Raw genomic sequence first — 22,115 nt, forward strand, 5'->3', positions numbered from 1 at the left:
ATGAAGAGTAAAATATATATAAATTGGTTCATATTATTGGCTTTAGCTGTTTGGGGACTAAGCATGGCCTCCTGTGAAGATGAACCTGATAAGTTTGAATTGGCAAGTGGAAAACCGACTATAAAGTATGTACGTATGCCATCTGCTGCCGCTGCCGATTCTTTAATTAGTGGTGCATACATGGATGCTTCGATTTGCTTGGTTGGAAATAATCTGAAAAGTATAAAGGAATTGTATTTTAATGATCAAAAAGCTATCTTGAATACAAGTTATATGACAGAGAATACCCTTCTTGTGGATGTACCAGGAAATATTCCGAGTATAGTTTATGACAAAATATTCATGGTGACCGGTGATAAGGATACAGTAGACTATGACTTTAGGGTGTTAGTTCCCGGTCCTACTATTAATTCTATGAAGTGTGAATGGGCTAAAGCCGGTGAGGTTGCGGAGATACGTGGTGATTATTTTGTGGATGATCCTAATGTTCCATTGGTTCTCAAAATTGGAGATACTAATATAAACATTAAAAGTCTTACTAAAAATGCCCTTTCGTTTATTGTACCGGAAAATTTGGCTGAGGGTAGTGTGGAAGTAACAACTGTGTATGGTACTGCGAAATCTAAATTCCACTATCTGGACTCTCGTGGTATGTTGTTTGACGATTGGGGTGCTGGAGAAGGTGGAACAGGACTGACTAATCATGGTTGGCATGCGCGTGACATAAAGAAAGATAAATTCTCATTGGTTGGCAGTTACATGGAGTTAGGTGGTGCGACGATGACAGCTGATGGTGGATGGGCTGATGGAAACTTTGCGTTTGAATATTGGCCCGGTGACTGGAATACCCCACAAGGCTTTACTGGAACAGATAGTCATCTGAGTGATTTGGTTAGTTTTACTGATTTTGAGAATATGGCACTTAAGTTTGAAATTTGTATTCCGTCAAGTAATCCGTGGATGGCGGGAGCAATGCAGGTTATTTTTTCAGGAGATGATCAGGTTACTATGCAGACAGCTAATAATACATTTTTCAATAATGCTACTGGTTATCCGCGTGCACTTTATCGCCCTTGGAGTATAACGGGCAGTTATGATACAGCTGATGAGTGGGTTACTGTGACTTTGCCTATTGCTACATCTTTTGTTTTTGACCAGAATGGAGAAGCTGCCAAAATGCCGCTTACAGAAAAGAACTTTACTGGTTTGACTATTTTTGTATGGGGTGGTGGTGTTGCAGGTACAGAATGTGACCCTATTATTAAGATTGATAACATTCGTGCAGTTCCCAATTAATGAGTAAGAACAATAAAATAAATGATGAATATGAAACTATATCATAAATTATCAGCTCTTTTAATGTTGAGCTTAATACTTGTAGGTACTTCTGTACTGACGGGGTGTGATAATGACGAACTAGATACGAATCCATATAACAAGAGTGGTGTGAATTTGTTGGGTTTTGGTCCGTGCCCACTTAAACGTCTGGATGCTATGCGTATTACCGGTACACATCTGAATCGGGTAGATAAAATTCTTTTTCCACAAGGAAATTCGCTGATAGAAGAATCAACAACTTTTGAAGAGGCAGAATTTCGTCTTATCAACAATGAAGAGATAGAAGTGGTTGTTCCTGATATGACTGTTCCCGGGAAGTTGCGTTTGGTGGCTGGCAATGATACAATAGTGTCTGTATCGAATATTACATTTGAAGAAACAGCTGTTGTGGAAGCAGTCACTCCTATCAAGAATTTGCGTGCCGGTGATGTGATTACTATTTCCGGAGAGTTTGTGTGGAACATTGCTTCAGTGACTTTCAATGACCACGTGATCGTGGAAGCTGAAAATTTCTTGAAGAATACACGTACGGAAATTCAGGTGGCTGTGCCGCGTGAAGCGCAGAGTGGTGAAATTGTATTTAGCAATGGTGCAGAGACTCCGCAAGAAGTTGCGTGGCCCGAACCTCTTGAAATTCGTCAAGCTGTGGTTACCAAACTTTCTGCCGTTTCACTTGATTTTGATGGTACAATTATCATCTCAGGAACAGATCTTGATTTAGTGGAAACAGTTAATTTCCCATTGATAACCGAAGGTGTCGACTTTACTGTAAACACTGAAGGTACTCAATTGACAACTACGGTACCTGCAATGACTATTCCTGGTGTCATTTCTTTGGTTCAATATTCTGGTTTGGTTGTTGAAACTGTTGCTTATACGTTACCTATGGCCGAATATACCACCATTTCTCCTACTGAAGAATTGAAGGAAGGGGATGTTGTAACTATTACCGGTAAGAATCTTGACCGTATAGCTTCAATCGAATTACCAGGTGGCGTCATTTTGAAGCAAAGTGGATTTACTCAAAGTGCTACTCAAATTACTTTTATAGTACCCAAGGATATGGGTGATGGTAAGGTGACGCTGATTCAGCATGCGAACTATAAGATAGAGTCGGAAAAGATTGCCATGCATCACGAAGGTGCAGAGTATCCTATTTGGCAAGGGTCTGTGGTCATTGGCAATTGGAGTGGATCGATGGGAGATCTCTCTTGGGATGGTGGCAAAGACGTTTGGTCAACTGTAAAATCAGGTCAGGTGATGTCTATTTATGCCACAATGAATGGAGGTGTGGACTGGGCTCAACTTCGTGTCGGCAATGGCAATTGGGCCGCTCTTCCGGGTACAAGTGACCCGTATGATCTTGAAGCGGGAGAGAATATCGTTCGTATCACTCTTACGGAGGCTATGATTGACCAGCTTGTTAATAATGGTGGTTTGGTACTCTGTGGAGCCAATTTTACAGTGACCAAGGTAACGCTTTCAGTTCTTGAAACAGTCATTTGGTCCGGCTCTTTCAATGGCTCTGGATGGGCCGGATTTGAAGGGTTGAGCTGGGACAAATATGATTGGAGTACTTTCGAGCAAGGTCAGAAGATTGTTGTTACATTTGCTTCAACAACGCCCACTCTTGAATGGGGCTGTATTAATTTTAAAACAGCTGGTGACGGGTGGCCGGGCTTGTCTGTAGGTCAAGTTGATATCGTAGGAAGTGCTAATGATCAAACTTATGAATTCACACCGACTGCTGAAGATATTTCGCGGTTAAAGAGTGAAAACGGTCTTATTCTGCAAGGTGATGGCTATATATTGAAGAAAGTCTCTATTAAATAGATTTAATATTCTCACTTTGAAAGCCTCCTTTCTTTCAGCATAAAAGCTATATGTAGATAGAAAGGAGGTTTTGTTCTTATTAAAAACTCTTTAAACGAATTGTATGAATAACAATATGAATATTGGCATCCGCAACATAGGTAGATTACTGGCTGGTTTGTTTTGGGTTTCATCTATTTTTGCTTGTGGCGGTGACGACAATGGAAAGGGTTCTGATGAACCGCAGTTGGGTGCTCCTCAATTGGTTTCGAGTACACCTGCCAATGGAGATACGGATATTCCTGACGGAGATTTGAATGTGGTATTGACTTATGACCAAAATGTAACAACCCCTTCTGGCAGCGGGGTTACGGTTTCAGGTGCAACGGTAGAAAGTGTATCAGCCAAACTGAAAAATGTAACAGTCCGTTTGTCGGGATTGGAAAGAGGCGAAAATTATAAGTTGATAGTTTCCAAGGGAGTTGTTTTAGGGCCTACTAACGTCGAAGCGCCTCAGGTGACAATTTCTTTTTCTACCATAAATGTACCAGATGTTAAACCGGTAGCACCAGAACTTTGTACCTCTAATCCTTTGCCACAAGCCAAGAAAGTATACGAATATCTAGTGAGTGTTTATGGAGCTAAGACCTTATCCGGTTCAATGGCCAATGTAAACTGGAATATTGCGGAAGCGGAGTTGGTACATAAGACTACTGGAAAATATCCAGCCATTACATTCTTTGACTATATTCATTTATATGCTTCTGCGCCTAATAGTTGGATTGATTATGGTAATACAACAATTGTTGAGGACTGGCATAATCAAGGAGGACTAGTAGGTGCCGGTTGGCATTGGATGGTTCCGGCTTATGATGGTGCTGCTGCGGATGATGTGACTTATGAACCGGAAAAAACGACTTTCCGTCCTAAGAATGCAATTTTGAAAGGAACGTGGGAGAATAGAATAATTAAGGCGGATTTAGAAAAAATAGCAGGTTATCTTAAATTGCTCCAAGAGAAAAATATACCAGTTATTTGGCGTCCTTTACATGAAGCTGCAGGAAATATTTATGAGCCTTGGCATGGTACAGCATGGTTCTGGTGGGGATATGATGGTGCCGAAGTCTATAAGAAACTATGGATTTATATGTTCGACTTCTTTAAAGAGAAAGGAATTAATAATCTGATATGGGTTTGGACTAGTCAATTGAAGGATGCAGATTTCTATCCCGGAGATGCTTACGTAGACATTATAGGTCGTGATATTTATAATCAGAAGTCAGGTTTTGATAATGCTGTACAATATAAATCAATAGCTGAAGTTTATTCAAAGAAGTTGGTTGTACTAAGTGAATGTGGTAATGTGGCTACTATTTCTAGTCAATGGGAGTCAGGATCACGTTGGGCTTTCTTTATGCCATGGTATCAATATAATGCGACTACACTGATTGGCCATGAACATGCAGATGATAAGTGGTGGATTGATGCGATGAAACAGGATTTCGTTGTCACTCGGGATCAATTACCTTCTCTGAAATAAACGTTTAATAAAATCTTTCTTTATTGATTAAAGGGGTGCTTTTTACTAATAAGCACCCCTTTTTTGTGCTTATTTATATATTACTATATTTTTCTTACAAGTTTTAATCCGAGTATCATTATATGATAAAATAGTATCTTTTCTTTTCAGACTGAAGGCTTACATTTGCAAAGATAACAATTTTTAGGTTTTGTATTGACGTCGAAATATTGGTAATACCTACTAAATGTTTAACCATTTATAAAAATGAGAAATGCCTATGGGAAAGGTTATTGATTTTATGTTGTGCTAATCATCTTTTTAATAAGGTCTATTTATTTCCAAAGGATAGTTTAACCTTACGCAAAAAACGGATATTGCTACTTGGCAATATTCATCCATTAATCTAAGAAAAATACAAGTATGAATTTGAATTTCAGAAAAACAGCGCTGCTTATGGGCGTATGTTCAGCTTTCAGCTTGGGCTATACCCCACAACTTTTCGCAGCATCGGTCGATGCAATTGAGGCTGTGCAGCAAACAAAAAAAATCACAGGTACTGTAACAGATGCAATGGGACCAGTTATTGGTGCTAATGTATTGGAGAAAGGTACGACGAATGGTGTCATTACCGACATTAACGGTAATTTTACTTTGAACGTACAGCCGGGTGCTACAATTGTAGTTTCCTTTATTGGTTATACACCACAGGAGATTAAGGTCGGTTCTCAATCTATTATCAATATCCAACTGAAGGAAGACACTGAAATGTTGGATGAAGTAATAGTTGTAGGTTATGGTGTTCAGAAGAAGAAATTGGTAACAGGTGCGACGGTGCAGGTTAAAGGCGAGGACATCGCAAAACTAAATACTACAAGTGCTTTAGGTGCGTTACAAAGTCAGACTCCAGGTGTTAGCATAACTTCGAATAACGGTCAGCCAGGTGAAGGTTTTAAGGTAAATATCCGTGGTTTAGGAACAATTGGTGATTCCGCTCCTCTTTATGTTATAGACGGTGTTGCAGGCGGTGATATTAATTCTTTGAATCCGGCCGATATTGAGAGTGTGGACGTATTGAAAGATGCTGCTTCGGCCGCTATTTATGGATCTCGTGCTGCTAATGGTGTAATCTTGGTTACTACTAAGCAGGGAAGGATGGGTAAACTTGAAATCTCCTATGACGGTTATGTGGGTTGGCAGAATGTTTATAAAATGCCGGATTTGCTGACAGCAAAAGAGTATATGGCTATGCAAGATGAAGTCGTGTTCAACGAGGGACAGGCTATGAATAATTGGGAATCTCTTCTCGGTGCAAGAGTATATGGTATGGTACAGGATGGCTGGAAAGGAACTGATTGGTTTGATGCTATCCGTGAAAAGGACGCCGTTACTCAGAACCATGCTATCAACTTAATAGGTGGTAATGAAATGTCTAAGTTTTCAATGGGATTTTCATATACTAATCAAGATGGTATTCTTGGTAAACCATTTGCTTCAAGTTATGATCGCTATACTGCACGTATCAATTCAGACCATGTATTGTTGAAAGGCAAAGATTTTGATATTATTAAAATAGGTGAGAATCTGAACTTTTCTTACAGTACCAAGAATGGTGTAGGGCAAGGTAATCAATATTGGAATGACGTTTATTTGGCTTTGAGTGCATGTCCGTTGCTGCCAATGTATGATGCAGAAGGTAACCTTTACGATCAAGCTGATAAAACAGCTGACGGCTGGAATTTGCAAGGTTCTATTGGTAATCCGATTATTGACTTAATATCTAACCGTGGTCAGAATTTGAATCGTAATTACAATTTGAATGCTACTGCATACTTAGAAATCCAGCCTATCAAGGGACTGAAGTATCGTGGACAATTCAGCTATCGTATGAGTTCTAGCAGCTATCGTGCATTTACTACTCCATATAATGCAAGTACCACAGCGGCTAATAGTTCTTATTCTGTTACTCAGAATGCGAGTTTGGGACATAACATCTCAATGGAAAATGTGATTTCTTATGTATTGCCTAAATTGGGTGGACATGCTATTGATGCACTAATCGGTCAGTCTTTCGAGAAGACTGCTGTAGGTGAAACTTTGGAAGTGAAGAATTCCGTTAATGAGGGTTCGCAATTACCTACGTTGAACGGTCAGTTCGATCATGCCTGGATCACTAATACTGCCAATGTAAACTCTTCTTCTTTTAAAGGTGCACCTTGGGGAGACTGGGCAATGGCTTCATTTTTTGGTCGTGTAAACTGGAACTATAACGAGAAATATATGGCAACGGCCATTATTCGTGCTGATGGTTCTTCTAATTTTGCTCGTGGTAATCGTTGGGGATATTTCCCGTCAGTTTCTGCTGGTTGGGTTGTAAGTAATGAGAACTGGATGGAATCTACTAAAAGCTGGATGGACTTTTTGAAAATCCGTGCCAGTTGGGGACAGAATGGTAACCAGTCTATCAGTAATTTCCAGTATGTTTCTTCTGTAGCATTCGATAAATATAATGTTTATAACTTTGGTTCAACTTCATTAGGAACAACTGATTCCAAAGCCACAGGTGGCTATGCTAAGAATTTGCCTAACCCGGATGTTAGCTGGGAAACTTCCGAACAGTTGAATATCGGTTTAGATGCACGTTTCCTTAACAGCCGTTTGGGCTTTGCATTCGACTGGTACAAAAAGACTACAAAGGACTGGCTGATCCAAGCACCTATTGTAGCAACTGCCGGTACTGGTGCTCCTGTTATCAATGGTGGTGACGTTGAAAACCAAGGTTTTGAAATAGCTTTGAACTGGAATGATAATATTGGTAAGGATTTCCGTTATGGTGTAAATGTAAACTTCTCACATAATAAGAACGAAGTTACTCGTATTGCTAATGCTGAAGGTATTATTCATGGTTCAGCCAATGTGTTGTCACAAGGTACTAACGAAATGTATCGTGCACAAGTAGGTTATCCTATCGGTTACTTCTATGGTTACCAAACTTCCGGTGTATTTCAGAATCAAGCTGAAATTGATGCTTGGAAGGCTAAAGGTGACGGAACGATGCAAGCTAATCCTCAACCGGGTGACTTGATGTTTACTGATCGCAATCATGACGGTGTTATTAATGAAAAAGATAAAACGATGATTGGTGACCCGAATCCTGACTTCCGCCTTGGCTTTGGTCTCAATTTGGCATACAAGGGATTTGACTTCTCTGTGACTGCTAATGGAGCGTTTGGTCAGCAAATAGCAAAGTCTTATCGTCGTTTCGCCGATTCAAGATACAATAACTATACTACAGACGTATTTGCACGTTGGCACGGTGAGGGAACCTCCAATCGCTATCCTCGTTTGACCGACGGTTCGAACTCTAATTTTAAAGAAATATCTGACATCTACATTGAAGATGCTGATTACTTGAGAATTCAAAATATTACTTTGGGTTATGATTTCAAGAAGTTATTCCCAAAGATGCCTCTACAACAAGTTCGTCTTTATGTGCAAGTTCAGAATTTATACACTTTCACTGGTTACAGTGGTTTGGATCCGGAAGTTGGTTATGGATATGAAACGAATGGTACGGCAAACTCTTGGGTATCAGGTATTGACTTGGGCTCTTATCCTCAGCCGAGAACGGTATTGTTTGGTGCTAACATTAAATTCTAATATTATAGCAATATGAAAAAATATATATACATAGCGGCTATCGCACTTTCAGCCGTCGCTCTGACTGGTTGTGAAGATCTTTTGGATACCGAGAATTTTACAGAATCAAATACAGGAAACTTCCCTGCTTCACCAGCGGACGCAGAGAAACAACTTACAGCAGTGTATGCTACTCTGAATCAGGGCATGGCTACTCCTACGGCCAACTATTTCTATGTGTCAGAAGTGGCATGTGACGACCGGTTTGGTGGTGGTGGTGAAAATGACTTTGAATCATTGGCCGACGGTCACTTGATGAAAGCTACGGACGTTCAGTTTGACTCATTTTGGAAAGTTCGTTATAGTGGAATTTTCCGTGCAAACTGTGCTATCGAAGGTCTGATAGCACAGGAAGCTGCCTTCTCTGATAAAGAGGCTCACGGTCAATTTTTGGGAGAAGCTTATTATCTACGTGCTTATTTCTATAATGAATTGGTTGAAATGTTTGGAGCAGTGCCTTTGATTACTTCTACTGCACAAGAGACAAACATTGCTAGAACTCCGGTAGATGAAGTTTACGCACAAATCGCTTCCGACTTGAAAAATGCTATAGAGTTGATGTCCGGTAAAAAGTACAATGAATATGTTGAAGCCGGACATGCAACAAAATGGGCAGCAGAAGCTTTAATGGCACGTGTCTATTTATTCTACACAGGTTTCTATAAAAAAGATTCTCTTCCTTTGGCTACAGCGGAAGGTGCGGGAAGTATTTCCAAAGCAGAAGTAATAACGTGGATTGATGACTGTGTGAGCAATTCGGGACATAACCTGTTAGGTGATTACCGTAACTTGTGGCCTTATACCAATGAATTTACAGTCGATGACTATAGCTATACCAAAGATGCAAAGGATAAGGATGGCAAGGCATTGAAGTGGGCTGAGAATGGTAATGAAGAGACTGTATTTGCCTTGAAGTTCTGTAACTATGCTGGTTGGGAATCGGATGGTCAAATGGGTTTTGCTAATCAATTTATCCTATACTTTGGTCTTCGCGCTGATAATGGTGGTGAAAGCACATTCCCCTTCGGTCAAGGTTGGGGTCAAGGTCCTGTGGCCTCTACTATCTGGGATGAATGGAAAACTACTGAACCGAACGATATCCGTATGAGTGCTTCTATCTTGAATGTAAACGATGAGTTGCCTAACTACGTGTTTGGTGGAGATAAGCAAATGGAAGAATGTGGCTTATGGAATAAGAAGATGCTTCCGATTCTGGCTAAAGAACCTATGGAGTCCGGTAAAGTTGCTGCATGGAATAAATCTTTGTTCTGGGTGGCTTATGATACTTTTGATAAAGCTAATAATGGTGATGAGATGCAAGGAGCACATTTCCAAGATTTGATTACGATGCGTTTTGCGGATGTTTTACTAATGCAATCCGAATTGAAAGAAGATGTTGCAGGTATTAATAGAGTACGTGCGCGTGCAGGATTGAACCCTATCCCCGGCTACAGTCTTGAATTGTTGCAACGTGAACGTCGCCATGAGCTTTGTTTTGAAGGTCGTCGTTGGGCTGATATTCGTCGTTGGGGCATTGCAGAAGAAATGCTGAATAAGAAGAATGGCGTAACAATCTGGAATAAGGGAGTAGAAACCAAGATGACAAACGGCAAATATAAAGAACGTTATCAGGCTACTAACGGTTTCTTCCCTATACCGAAAGCTCAGGTTGACTTGTCAGCTGGACTGCTGGAACAGAACCCTGGTTGGGATGATGCCAGTGCAAACTTTAGTGGTTGGAATTTCTAATATTTAAAATTGAAGAACAATGAAAAAGATAATGATATTCTCGTTGTTGGTAGCTTCTTTGTCATTTGCAGCTTGCGATCCTATCGAAGACAGAGAAGAAATGACCGGCAGCATTACGGCAGACCAAATTCAGGCTACTGTAACCGTGGAACAGGTAGACGGTCAGAATGTAAATAAGGTTTCTTTTGAATGTAAAAGTCCTATTAGTTGCCAATGGACTAATGGGGTTGATACGAAAGCAGGAGCAAGTGGTGAAATGTTTTTGTTTTTATCAGGAGAAAATACGGTCACTTTGAAGGGACTATGTGCAGACGGTTCTATTGTGGAAAAGGAATTTCTTATAAATGTGGATAAAATACATTATCCGATAAATCCGACGTATGGTCTATTGTTTGGTTCCGGTGAAAAGGTTTGGAAATGGGCCGAAACAGATTGTCTTGGAAATGGTGGATGGCGTGCAGACCAGCAAGGACCAGAATGGTGGAAATTATCTCCAGCAGATGTTGAAGGACAAATGGCAACAGAAGGAGGCAATGCAACTATGAAATTCTCTTTAATGGGGAAAAAGATAGAGTTTAGCAATGGTAAGTCTGGAATAATTAATTTTACTACGGGGGATGCTTGCTTTAACAGTTGGTATGGCACATTTACTTCTACTTGCGGAGTTTTGTGTGGTAAAGTTTTTAATGATTGTTATCTACCTGCTGGGACTATGATTACAAAATATCAACTCGTCTCACTAACTGAAGATCGATTAGTATTAGGTTGGTGTGAAGATAAGACGAATGCTGAGTGGTCTGGAAATGGTTGGTGGTGGGTTTTTGAAGCTCAATAAATTTATGCATGAGGTGTAAAGCGTTTGGCTTTACACCTTATATGCAAATTTAAAATTTGGAATTATGAAACAAATTTATCTATTTTCAATTTCTTTGCTTATATTCTTGCTTGTGAATGCAATATCGGCAAAAGCGGATGTCTTAGGTCCCTATATAATGGATGACAATGCTCCTGATATTCGTGTGGGATATGGGCGTATTGTGTGTGTTATGCAGGCAACAACACCTATAACGGGAAGTATTACCATTCGTGATGAGAAAGGAATCCAATATGTGTTAAGAGCACATGAGCCAGGAAGTGCTCCTTATTGTTATTTTGTTGCTTATGGAACCTATAGCGTTGTTGGGATGGAATGCAGTACCATAACTTCTAATTGGGGACCATTACAAATAGGTTCTATTTTTACTGTTGCTGGTAGTACTGGGTATGTCGGCTTAACTAATACTGATCAAACTCCAAGTATTATTCAAGCAACGGGTACTGATGATAATACTCCTCCTACAAAAAATGGTTATGCTACGATGAAAGTTTATGGAATTGGAGCTAATGGTAGTGGTACTTTAGTTGATTCAGATGGAAAGGAGTACTCTATATACAATTATACAGCTCATACAGGTGGTGCACACTATTTTTATATTAAATCTGCTACATATACTGTTAAGACTATAGGAACTAATGGAAGTTATGTTTACATAGATATTGATGGAATAAAGAAATACCTTTCAGGAGGTGTGTCTTTTTCTGTTCCAAGTACAGGCAGTAATGTTTCGATAGTATTCAGTACAACTCCTTTTTAATTAGGAAAATCATTTTAGATTAAGAAAAACTAAGATATTCAACTCAAAACAGTTGTCGTTACCCTCGTCCTGTGTGTCGTTCGTAACATTTGGTAATAGTAAAGGCATTAACCGAATTGTACAATTGTTTAATGGTTAAATCAGGAAAAGGTGGATCGTGAGATTCGCCTTTTTTACGATTACATATCTGAGTCTTGTGCTCTTCCTTTGCTAACAAGCAGCTTTTATATTTTTATTCTGAAGCAGTAGTACAGATAATAGCGGATGCCTTTTCCCTTGGGGGCTATGAGACATCCCATATCATCAACTATCTTTGCGTTCAGTATTGTAACTTTGTTTATGAGAGACGTTTTTTTTTAAACCTAACAACGAAGGTGTTTATTTGTTTTCTCAAGGATACATCTTTATTACTGTTCTTTCTGATAGTTATAACTCTAAAACCTTAAAATTCCGCACAATCCGTGCCTGAAAGATTCATTCAACCCCGTCGGAAATGAGCTAAAGACGCATATCTTATTTTTCGACGCAGATGACGCAGATTTAATGGCTGCGCTATAACATGAAAGAGAAAAAATCTGCGTCATCTGCGTCGAAAAATTAATTCATAACTGATAAGAAATGAGCTAAATACCCCCCCCTCCCCCTTTAGGGGGAGGGGAATAGTTTCAGACCTAATATACTTATCTTTAGAATAATGCAACTTGTAGTATCCCCCTTCCCCTTTAGGGGACCGAGGGGTACAACCGTCAAGACATGCGCTAAACAACAAATAGTAACAGTCTCCATTTGTCAGGAAATATTTTTTGCCGAAACCAAGAATTGTCATTTGTAATATGTTGTATATCAGGGATTTTTATTGAGGTAGTCTCACGTAACGACAGAGGTAGCCTCACATAACGACAGAGGCAGCCTCTCATAACGACAGAGAGTACCAAAGATAACGACTGAGGTTACCTCTGTTTTATGTAAAGATAAATAAAGCAAAAAGTATCCCCGTTTAGCCCATAACGGGAAAAACATGAGCTAAACAGAATATCATTTTTTTCAAAACCCGTCAGAAATGAATCCCCCAGTTCCCCTAAAAGAGGAAAGAACTACTTCAGAAAGATTCATTCAATTTGTAGTAACAGTATATAGGCCAAGTATGTGGATGCGAACAATAACCTTGCAAACCGTATCGGTAGTTTGAAATGGAGATCCAAAAAGAATAAAGTCCCTCACGATACGTGGTAGAGTTTATCTCGTCGGGAGCTGTCCATTGCCCTATCCAATATTGAGGATAATGCTTAGCAAAGTTATTAAAGGAGAACTTATGAAGCAATTTTCTTGCCTCTGCCTTATCAAAAGTAGCAACTCCCAATAAGAAGGGATATTCCAACGAATACCAGATACCGCAATCTTCGCCACCCTTAGGATCCCAAAGCGGTCGTTCACGATTACGTATCCCTATTTTTTCACTGTCTGATATACGTTGCTTCACATAAGAATAAATGGCCTGTTTGCGTTCTGTCGATAAAGTCGGAATTTGCAGCAGATAAGCTTGTGGTTCTATGCACACATTATCCGTACCAAAGCGAAGCTCAGGAGTAAGATAGGCTCGTGCTGAAAAAGAACGAGAACCTAAATCTTGCATATAAGCAGTTTCCAGTTGAATGCGATATTCCTCCACAGCTTTGGCAAATACCAGCACATCTTCTCTTACTGATTTATAAAGGCAGTCTGTTAATTTGGGAAATACAGCTAAAGCCATTGCAGTATTAAGATGCGACTCCGCCGACCATTCATATTTATTAGGCGAATAACGATGCAGGAAACTATCCGCCCAATCTGAATTGAGCAGACGCACCAGTCCGGTAGGTCCCGTACGTACTTCATCTCTAAGATAAATAAAGTGTTTTTGCAATAAAGAAAGCACTTTCTCCTTCACCCCGCATTCGGCAGGATAGAGTTGTACTTCTTCATCCAGGAAAGCATAATCTCCTGTTATGCGAAGGTACTCAGATACGGCATTGAACATATAAAGTTGTTCATCGCTCTCCTTATAAATAGAGGCTGGGGTATAACCGAAGCCAGAGTTTCCTCTTTTAATCTCTCCATCACTCTCAGAATGTTTCATCACATAGCGAATACACGATTTTGCCAGTTGAGGATTGTAATAACATGCTCCCAAAGAAGCCTGCAAATGATCACGATTGGCTATATTATCTCCAAAATGATATGAATAGACCGACCCTTGTGGAATGAATGTTTCACCATAATATTCACTATATTTAGCAGAAGCTTCTATCGCATGAGCATTCCATAACATCTCACGTCGAAGTACTTCATCTCTTTCATGTGAAAGGTCGGGTAAATGCTTTTTCCATAAGGAAGCAAAAGCGCCTATATAAGCAGCTTTATCAGCTCCCTGCAAAAAACATTCTACTTGATGAGATACGGAGTTATGTTTTCCCTCATCAAACAAACCTATTACTATTTGTAAAGTACGACTCTCACCGGGAGCCAACGATAAGCGGAATACTGATTTCAATCCGTTGTCTTCATATTTAGTTACAAATGTATCAATGTCCTTTTCACCATTAGCATGCATAAACACGGATGGAGGATTTATGTCATACATATAGCGCTGATATTTGGAAGGTAATATCAAAAAACGGTTAGCACAAGCCTCTATGTGCGCCACAGCACTCCGTCCATCTGGTCCGGTAGAAATTTGTACCGGATAGTGCATAGCACGCTGCTGAGGTGAATCAAGCTGCATATTCATACTCACATAGTTCACAGGCATACTCTCGGCATACTCTGCCTCCAACGGCTTCTTTCCTTTATTGTTCAAAGTTACTGAAATAAGAAAAGAAGGAGTACCCTCATTAATCTTCTCCGATGGTTTAACGGAGATTATACGGGTACACGACACTCCATCACCCAAGTCATATTCGTAGCGAGCACCTCCCACGCCAAAAAAGCGTTTTGTTCGTTGCGGATCGGATGCAATAGAACTGACACCTACCAGATCTATTTGTTTACTTATCCCTTCTCGCATTAGCGAGACATAGGCTTCATTACTTCCATAGTTAGGCTGTTTCTCACTAAAGTTTATACGTGCCCATACTCTCTGTGCTGTAATAAACTGAAAAATTCCGCTGACATGAGTAAACAGCCCCAAGCGATAATTACCTAATAAGAAATAAGGGTCTTCGGGCAAGCGAGAATCATTACCTTCATTGTCGAGAGCTTGGAAAGGTAAACCTCCCTGATATTGATAGATGGGAAGTCCTTGAGATGTACTTCCCCATTCTCCTATCCGTTGCCCATAGGCTCGAAATAAAAAAGTAAAAGAGAGAAAAATCAATAAAATACTAAAATGTTTCATCCATGTATGTATTTAATTAGAATAAATCGAAGATGCTCAAAAAGATACTCATCATATAGTCTTACGCACGATAAAAACATATCACCATTTTAGCACCAGCACCCCTTCAGGAGTCATCGTAAGTACTCCTCCCTCAGCAGAGCAACCAGCCGAAGCATAGATAGGTAAACAACGGGCAGATAGTAAACACTGTGGACCAGACAATACTATCTTGCGTATTTCAGTAGACTTATTAATACAAACCAGCAGCGTCGCATTTCCCGATTTCAACGTACGTAATAATACATCAGACTGATAACTGCTGAAAGCAATGGCATCGGCTGACTTGGGAAGCAATTCATACAGATAATCGGACAATGGTTTATAATTATCTGACACCCATGCCCCTAAAGCAATATTTGACGGACACCACACTACTTTTCCCCTACCAAAGGAATGCGTATGTACCGGCAACGTTTCACCGCATATCTTACCTTGCCACAAATGAGTAGGTAATACATATTCTCCTATAGTAATAGTAAAGAGATTGTCTTGAAGGATGAATTCGGAAATATTACAACCAAAGAGCTTCTCAAAAGTAAAACCTGTATTCATAGTATTATGCAGTTCCTCATCAAAGAAGGCGGTAAGCCCCTCAACGAAGAGTGTGCCACCCTGAGCTACAAAATGTTCTAACCGTTGTTTGTAAAAAGTAGGAATAGCAATCTGATTGGAAAGGATAATGGAGCGTCCCGTATGGTCAGCCTGTGAAAAGTCGTACTCATCAATAGCTTTCAAGCCCACATTCAATCCACGTTCCGTAAGCGCCTTGAAGCAAGCTATGGGTGACTTAATGACCGCACCGTGCATTCTTCCCTGATATTTATCTTGCTTGCGTCCCATCAGATTTTCAGCCCATAAGGATTCTTTAAGATAAACCACATCAATACCGGAAGGTATGATACGGGGTGAACGAAAAAGGGCAGAATGCCGATTGACAACTTCAGATACTTGTTTAGCTGCCTGTAGACGTTCTGACGGCTTTCCCTGAAAATCTATCATAGCCCACTCTCCTGCCTCAATGCCAGAGCTACGTGCATTAAGCATCCAAAAGATACTTCCTTTACCTTCGCACCCCAACACCGTCCACAGCCACTGAGTAATTTCATCAGCTGTAGGACATAGCGCCTGTACTCCACTATAGGTATTATTTCCCCCTTGGATTTCAGTCATGAACCAAGGTAGTGTTCCAGCTCCCGAACGCAACAATTCAGACAAAGCCAACATAGCCAACGAATATTGCCTGCGTGAGAAATAACCAAAATGCCAAGAAGGATGAGCCGAACCTCCCAAACTGCTCAAGAAATCACGCCATACCGGGAAGTTATATTCTCCATAATTAACAAATACTCCTGCCGGATTGACATGTACATCGTGAGTATCATCATATTTTTTTATTTCCAACGCAATGTATTTCAAGAAATCAGTAGTAAAATCTTGAATAAACTGCTGGTTACGAACAGTCATCAGCACCGGAAAGCCATTTTCCTTATAATCACATTCAGGATGCAATTTATTCCACTGTGTTCGTGCTTTTTCTGCAAACTCCGTACGAGGATAGTTACCGTCTGTGCCCGGTTCATTAATAATGACCCATCCTGCCAAAGCCGGGAATTCCTTGTAGTGTGTCACCAATGCTTTAATAAATGAGACAAAAGAGGCTTTCTGCTCATCATTAGCCGGGAATTTCCATCCACCAATATCCGTTTTCTCTGTAGCAGGAAAAAGAGTTGCATAGACCTTTACCCCATGTCGGGCAGCAGATTGAAAAGCCATATCGAATAATGAAAAATCCCAGCTACCATCAGACTGCTTCATATAGGATTCAAACATTCGGATACGGCACATCGTCATATCATTCTCCGCCATAGTCCTAAACCAACCATCAATTTGTGTAGATGTCTGTCCCGGCTCAATAAATACTTGTGCCCCCACAAACGGTACCGCATCTTTGGCTAGTCGTTGGGCAAACACATCCGTACATTGTACCAAACACAGCAACATCAGATACATAACCTGCCATCTAACATTCATCATATTCCAATTATTTAAAATCTTTCCCCCACTCAGTAGGTACATCACTCAATTCCATTTCTATCGTTCCACCACCAGCGATCTCACTATGCTCTATGATAGCCTTGTTCCAAGGTTTACCATTTACTTTACACGATTTTATATAAATGTTCTTTTCCGAAGCATTGGCAGTAATTACCAAATTTTTCCCTCCGGACAAATGCAGTGTAGTCTTGCTGTAAAGCGGTGCATTAAGGTAATAATATTCCTGACCGGCATTAGGGAAAAGCCCTACAGAACAAAATACATACCAAGAAGCCATGGAACCTGTATCATCGTTGCCCGGATAACCAGTAAGATCATAGCCATTCCGCATTACATCATGTACCCAATAGGAAGACAAATCGGGACGACCTGCATGTGTAAAAGCACGCGTGGTGAGGAAACCCGGCTCATTGGTGTAATCTATCAACCCCTTCTGAAATCCATAGTTCAGCCGCTCTACAAATGCATCCGCACCTCCCATCAAGGAAATAAGCGTATCCATATCATGCGGAGTATAATAACTGTAAGTCCATGAAGTGGCTTCATAGAAAGGGAATGTCCATGAACCACCGTAACGTGTAGGCTCGAAGAAAACAAACTCTCCATCGGAACGACGGGCATCGATGAACCCCTTGAAACCGTGACTTTCGAGACTAGGATTCCATAACTGTCTCCACTGGTGGCTACGTTGTGAGTATCTTTCATAATCATCCTTCATTCCTAATTTCAGAGCCATAAGGGCAGCACTATAATCGTTATAGGCAAACTCCAGAGTTTGTGAAGTACTCATAGTCCCTTCGGGCATCCACCCCAGTTCTTTATACTTGACATAATTGTCACCTATTGTTTTCTGATTGTGATGTCCTATCCGTCTACAATCAGCATTATGCTTCACTATACGGTAAGCCTCTTTCCAATCTACACCTTCCACGCCTTTCAAACAAGCATCCACAATGATATGATCCACATCATTACCACCCTGTTCGACCACCCGGTCACGTCCGCCAATAAAACCATCATATACCACACCATTCAACTTATACCGCTCTATTAAGGCCAATAAGTTATTGCGCATCATAGGTTCATCAATCAATGTCAACAAAGGATAAGCACTACGGAATGTATCCCAAAAGGCATAATTGTCGTCCCAAAATGGCTTACCCTTCTCCCAATCGATACAGTCAAGACTACGATCGCTGGCCAAAGTATAAAATCGGAACATGGCTGAGTAAAACATCACATTCTGTTCTCTAGTAGCCCCTTCAATCTCAATACTGCGAAACTTTTCTTCCCATTTCTGCTTAGCCTGTTGTTCCACATCTTCAAAACTCCATTTTGAAATTTCTTGCTCTAGTAAAGCTTCCGCCCTATCATAACCGGTAAACGAAATTGCCAGTTTAAGGAGCACCTTTTCCTTCTTGTCAGTATCAAATTTACAATAGACACCTACATGTTTGCCTTGTGATGAGGTATCGCTTTGGATAACTGTCTGACCTACATGCAATGAATCGCCACACCATACACCCACTTCTGAGGCTTTCTTATCATACTGTCCTACCATATATAAGCTATACGGACCATTCACCCATCCACCCCGATAAGTAATCTTCATACGTATTTTCCCGGTTTCTACGTCAATCTGAGCCGAACTTTCCAACACCTTTCCGTTCATGTAACGTTCAATATCCGTTGGAATAGCTTGAGAAGCATCAAACAAAAGTCCTGCTTCGTCCGACTGCGGAAAGGTAAACCGATACATGGCACTGTAATGAGCTGGAGCAATCTCTACCTGCGTTTGATAGCGATCCAGGAAAGTACTATAGTAATAAGGTCTAGTAATATCCTCACTATGAGGCGAATCATGCCCTGCTGTGTCCGCAACCAATGTTCCCACTTGTGGTGAAACCAAGAAATGGCCGTAAGCTCCCCATCCGGTTCCGCTGACATGAAGTTGACCGAAACCACGAATAGGACTCTCAGGATGATAACCGTCCATTCCTCCATTAGGTGTTTGGGGCGAAGGATAGATACTACCATAAGGTAAGCGAGGACCTATCACACAATTATTGGCACGCGTATCTATTACGCCAATTTGGGTATCGGCATAGTCAACCCGCTCATACACTGCACTTCCGGACTGACAACCATACAATCCCAGCACAACTACACAAACAGCGAAAAAGAAAATTCTCATAGTTCAAACAATTTATTTCTATTATTTCAAATTTATACTCTCCATACAGTGAGGCACTCCGTCCAAAGGCTGTCCTCCTCCCACTGACACAAGGAGTTCACCTTTCATAGGAACACGATATCCGTTCTCATCGACCAATGTCAGATCATCCGAAGCAAGCTCAAAGCAAATTCTGCGGCTCTCATTGGGTGCAAGACCAATACGTTTAAAACCTTTCAGAGAGCGGATAGGCGTTCTGAACTTATCATTTCTATTTGATACATAAAGTTGCACCACTTCATCCCCCTCCCTATCACCGATATTCTTCACTTCCACCTCCACCTCATAGCCGTCACCTTTCTTACTTACATGCATCTTATCATAAGCAAATGATGTGTAGCTCAGTCCGTAACCAAACGGATAACGTACACTGCCTTTGAAATAGCGATAAGTACGATTGTCCATACTGTAATCTTCAAAGTCGGGCAAATCTGTTTCACTCTTATAGAAAGTCACCGGTAAACGTCCAGCGGGATTATAATCGCCAAACAGCACATCAGCAATAGCCAATCCTCCCGCCTGCCCCGGATACCATGTATTTACAATAGCGGGTAAGTTCTCCGCCTCCCATTCGACTGCAATCGCACTACCGGTTAGCATAATAAATACTACCGGCTTTCCGGTAGCCTTCAGTTCTTTGAGCAAGGTCGTCTGTACAGCAGGCAAAGCTATAGTTACACGGTCTCCTCCCTTGAAACCTTCAGCATGTACGGTCATCGCCTCTCCTTCAAGCGAAGCTGAAATACCTCCAACAAATAAAATAACATCGGCATCTTGCACAGTTTGTGCTGTTTCGTGAGCATTGGCATGCCACATTCGTCCCATATCGAAGTGTAATTCACATACATCGGCATACTGCCAATATTCTATAACCAACCTATGCGTTCTACCTTTCTGCACCTTAAAAGTATAGTAAAAGTCACCTTTTTGGGAATCTACACAAAGTTCACCATCAACATATAATCGATAACCATCATCACCCGAAAGAGAGAAACTCATTTCACCGTCCTGCCGGGGAATATAATCCGCCGAATAGCGTACCGACATCTGATTGGCTACAATGCCATCAGCAATGTATTCACCGTCACCATGTTGAAAATTAACACATTGTTCCATTTTTGTAAGTTGCGGCTTTCCCTTTAACAAGGGATTGGTAAAATATTCAGCACGTAGTCCTCGTTTTCCTTCATAAGAGAAACAGTCGGCATCCCAAGCCGAGCGGAACACTCGATTGTCTACATAGCCACATCCCGGTTCATAAACAATCTCTACGTTATTACCCAACTTCTTCTTGAGTCCTTCCATCACCGACCATGTATCAGTAGGAAGTCCGAAATAGTTACCCAGCATCACTGTTTCGGAAAGAGCATTGGGACCTATCACAGCTACTTTCCTAATACGCTTCTTGTCCAATGGCAACAAGCTGCCCTCATTCTTCAGTAACACGACTGATTCTTGTGCCATTTTCAAAGCATGAGCCCGGTGAGCATCACATTCTAATACATCGGTAGTGATATTACTATATGATACCATCTCTAAGGGATCGAACATACCCAGGTGCAAGCGTATCTCAAACAAACGTTGCAACGAAGTATCTATCTGTTCTTCTTTAATCAAGCCTTCTGCTACTGCCAAATTCAGCGCATGGTAGGCTCCGTTGCTGGAACATTCACAATCCGTGCCATGCAACACAGCATCAGCAGCAGCACTTTGTTTGTTGGGATGGGTTTTGTGACGCAGATGAAAGTGATTGATTCCACCACAGTCTGAAGTAACATAGCCTGTAAAAGCCCACTTATTGCGCAAAATGTCCATCATCAGCAGATCATTACCACAACATGGTTGTCCAGATAGAGCATTATAGGCGCACATTACCCCACTGACGCCAGCATCCACCACTAGTTTTTGAAAAGCAGGTAAATAAGTATCCCATAAATCTTGATTGGAAACTTCAGCATTGAAAAAACTTCTATTCCATTCTGGACCACTGTGCACAGCATAATGCTTGGCACAAGCTGATGCTTTAAGATAACGAGGATTGTCACCCTGCAAACCGTGTACAAAAGCTGCTCCTAGTTGGGAGGTTAAATAAGGATCTTCACCGTAAGTTTCCTGCCCCCTTCCCCAACGAGGATCCCGAAAGATATTTACATTAGGACTCCAAAAGGTAAGCCCCAAATAAATTCCAGTCTTTCCTTTAGAAGAAGCATCGTTGTAGATGGCACGTCCCTCGTCCGAGGCGTACTGAGCCATTCGAAGTAAAGCATCTGCATTCCACGTGGCTGCCATACCGATGGCTTGTGGAAAGGAAGTGACACGATAAGGTGAACGAGCTATACCGTGCAAACATTCATTCCACCAGTTATAAGCAGGTATACCCAGCCGTTCAATAGCCGGTGCATAATTCATCATTTGGCCTATCTTCTCGTCTAACGTTAGTAGAGAAACAATATTGACCGCACGTTCTTGCACACTTTTCGAGGGATCCTGAAACAGATATTGATATTGTGCCATCGAATTGTAGACGGCTCCCAATATCAGTAGTAATACAAATATAATCCTTTTCATAATTAAACAAATAGAATAAAAACTTATAAAATGGTGTAAGAATATCGTTTCACCGTACTTTCTTTAATACACATAGTCTGTACCTACGACAAT

The 22,115-nt window shown here is 40.9% G+C and carries 11 protein-coding genes; 7 read left to right on the forward strand and 4 right to left on the reverse strand.

The annotated features are described in order from the left end of the window. The 7 genes from Q1W14_RS05460 (at window position 1) to Q1W14_RS05490 (ending at window position 11,751) form a co-directional block, all read left to right on the forward strand. Window positions 1-1,296: a glycan-binding surface protein gene (locus tag Q1W14_RS05460; protein WP_300699778.1), complete on the forward strand. Its 1,296-nt coding sequence runs from the start codon at window positions 1-3 to the stop codon at window positions 1,294-1,296. A gap of 30 nt (window positions 1,297-1,326) precedes the next feature. Further along, a complete protein-coding gene (locus Q1W14_RS05465) occupies window positions 1,327-3,171 on the forward strand; it encodes a hypothetical protein (RefSeq protein ID WP_300699779.1) in 1,845 nt (614 codons plus the stop codon). 103 nt (window positions 3,172-3,274) lie between these two features. Beyond that, window positions 3,275-4,690 carry a glycosyl hydrolase gene (locus Q1W14_RS05470; protein WP_300699780.1) on the forward strand — a complete coding sequence of 472 codons (1,416 nt, stop codon included), beginning with the start codon at window positions 3,275-3,277 and terminating at the stop codon, window positions 4,688-4,690. Between the two features lie 402 nt (window positions 4,691-5,092). After that, window positions 5,093-8,329: a TonB-dependent receptor gene (locus Q1W14_RS05475; protein ID WP_300699781.1), complete on the forward strand. Its 3,237-nt coding sequence runs from the start codon at window positions 5,093-5,095 to the stop codon at window positions 8,327-8,329. A 12-nt stretch (window positions 8,330-8,341) separates the two neighbouring features. Beyond that, window positions 8,342-10,117, forward strand: a complete 1,776-nt coding sequence (locus Q1W14_RS05480) for a RagB/SusD family nutrient uptake outer membrane protein (protein WP_300699782.1) — start codon at window positions 8,342-8,344, stop codon at window positions 10,115-10,117. A 19-nt stretch (window positions 10,118-10,136) separates the two neighbouring features. Next, window positions 10,137-10,952, forward strand: coding sequence for a hypothetical protein (locus Q1W14_RS05485; protein ID WP_300699783.1), 816 nt, complete (start codon window positions 10,137-10,139; stop codon window positions 10,950-10,952). Window positions 10,953-11,016: 64 nt separating this feature from the next. Continuing rightward, on the forward strand, window positions 11,017-11,751 hold the full coding sequence (locus tag Q1W14_RS05490; protein WP_300699784.1) for a hypothetical protein: 735 nt from the start codon (window positions 11,017-11,019) through the stop codon (window positions 11,749-11,751). 1,099 nt (window positions 11,752-12,850) lie between these two features. Here Q1W14_RS05490 and Q1W14_RS05495 read toward each other — a convergent pair. The 4 genes from Q1W14_RS05495 to Q1W14_RS05510 form a co-directional block, all read right to left on the reverse strand. After that, entirely contained in the window at window positions 12,851-15,124 is a 2,274-nt protein-coding gene (locus tag Q1W14_RS05495; protein ID WP_300699785.1) for a hypothetical protein, read from the reverse strand. A gap of 81 nt (window positions 15,125-15,205) precedes the next feature. Next, complete coding sequence (locus Q1W14_RS05500) at window positions 15,206-17,200, reverse strand: hypothetical protein (protein WP_300699786.1); 1,995 nt, start codon at window positions 17,198-17,200, stop codon at window positions 15,206-15,208. Between the two features lie 7 nt (window positions 17,201-17,207). Continuing rightward, on the reverse strand, window positions 17,208-19,415 hold the full coding sequence (locus Q1W14_RS05505) for a GH92 family glycosyl hydrolase (RefSeq protein ID WP_300699787.1): 2,208 nt from the start codon (window positions 19,413-19,415) through the stop codon (window positions 17,208-17,210). A gap of 21 nt (window positions 19,416-19,436) precedes the next feature. Beyond that, complete coding sequence (locus Q1W14_RS05510; RefSeq protein WP_300699788.1) at window positions 19,437-22,022, reverse strand: glycoside hydrolase family 3 C-terminal domain-containing protein; 2,586 nt, start codon at window positions 22,020-22,022, stop codon at window positions 19,437-19,439. Between the last annotated feature and the right edge of the window lie 93 nt (window positions 22,023-22,115).

This window comes from Bacteroides sp. (assembly GCF_030151085.1).
Lineage (GTDB): Bacteria > Bacteroidota > Bacteroidia > Bacteroidales > Bacteroidaceae > Bacteroides.

Excerpts from the sequence above, each read along its gene's own strand:
- Q1W14_RS05460 (WP_300699778.1), top strand. The coding sequence starts at position 1 with ATGAAGAGTAAAATATATATAAATTGGTTCATATTATTGGCTTTAGCT.
- Q1W14_RS05465 (WP_300699779.1), top strand. The coding sequence starts at position 1,327 with ATGAAACTATATCATAAATTATCAGCTCTTTTAATGTTGAGCTTAATA.
- Q1W14_RS05500 (WP_300699786.1), bottom strand. The coding sequence starts at position 17,200 with ATGATGAATGTTAGATGGCAGGTTATGTATCTGATGTTGCTGTGTTTG.
- Q1W14_RS05470 (WP_300699780.1), top strand. The coding sequence starts at position 3,275 with ATGAATAACAATATGAATATTGGCATCCGCAACATAGGTAGATTACTG.
- Q1W14_RS05480 (WP_300699782.1), top strand. The coding sequence starts at position 8,342 with ATGAAAAAATATATATACATAGCGGCTATCGCACTTTCAGCCGTCGCT.
- Q1W14_RS05475 (WP_300699781.1), top strand. The coding sequence starts at position 5,093 with ATGAATTTGAATTTCAGAAAAACAGCGCTGCTTATGGGCGTATGTTCA.
- Q1W14_RS05485 (WP_300699783.1), top strand. The coding sequence starts at position 10,137 with ATGAAAAAGATAATGATATTCTCGTTGTTGGTAGCTTCTTTGTCATTT.
- Q1W14_RS05510 (WP_300699788.1), bottom strand. The coding sequence starts at position 22,022 with ATGAAAAGGATTATATTTGTATTACTACTGATATTGGGAGCCGTCTAC.
- Q1W14_RS05490 (WP_300699784.1), top strand. The coding sequence starts at position 11,017 with ATGAAACAAATTTATCTATTTTCAATTTCTTTGCTTATATTCTTGCTT.
- Q1W14_RS05495 (WP_300699785.1), bottom strand. The coding sequence starts at position 15,124 with ATGAAACATTTTAGTATTTTATTGATTTTTCTCTCTTTTACTTTTTTA.
- Q1W14_RS05505 (WP_300699787.1), bottom strand. The coding sequence starts at position 19,415 with ATGAGAATTTTCTTTTTCGCTGTTTGTGTAGTTGTGCTGGGATTGTAT.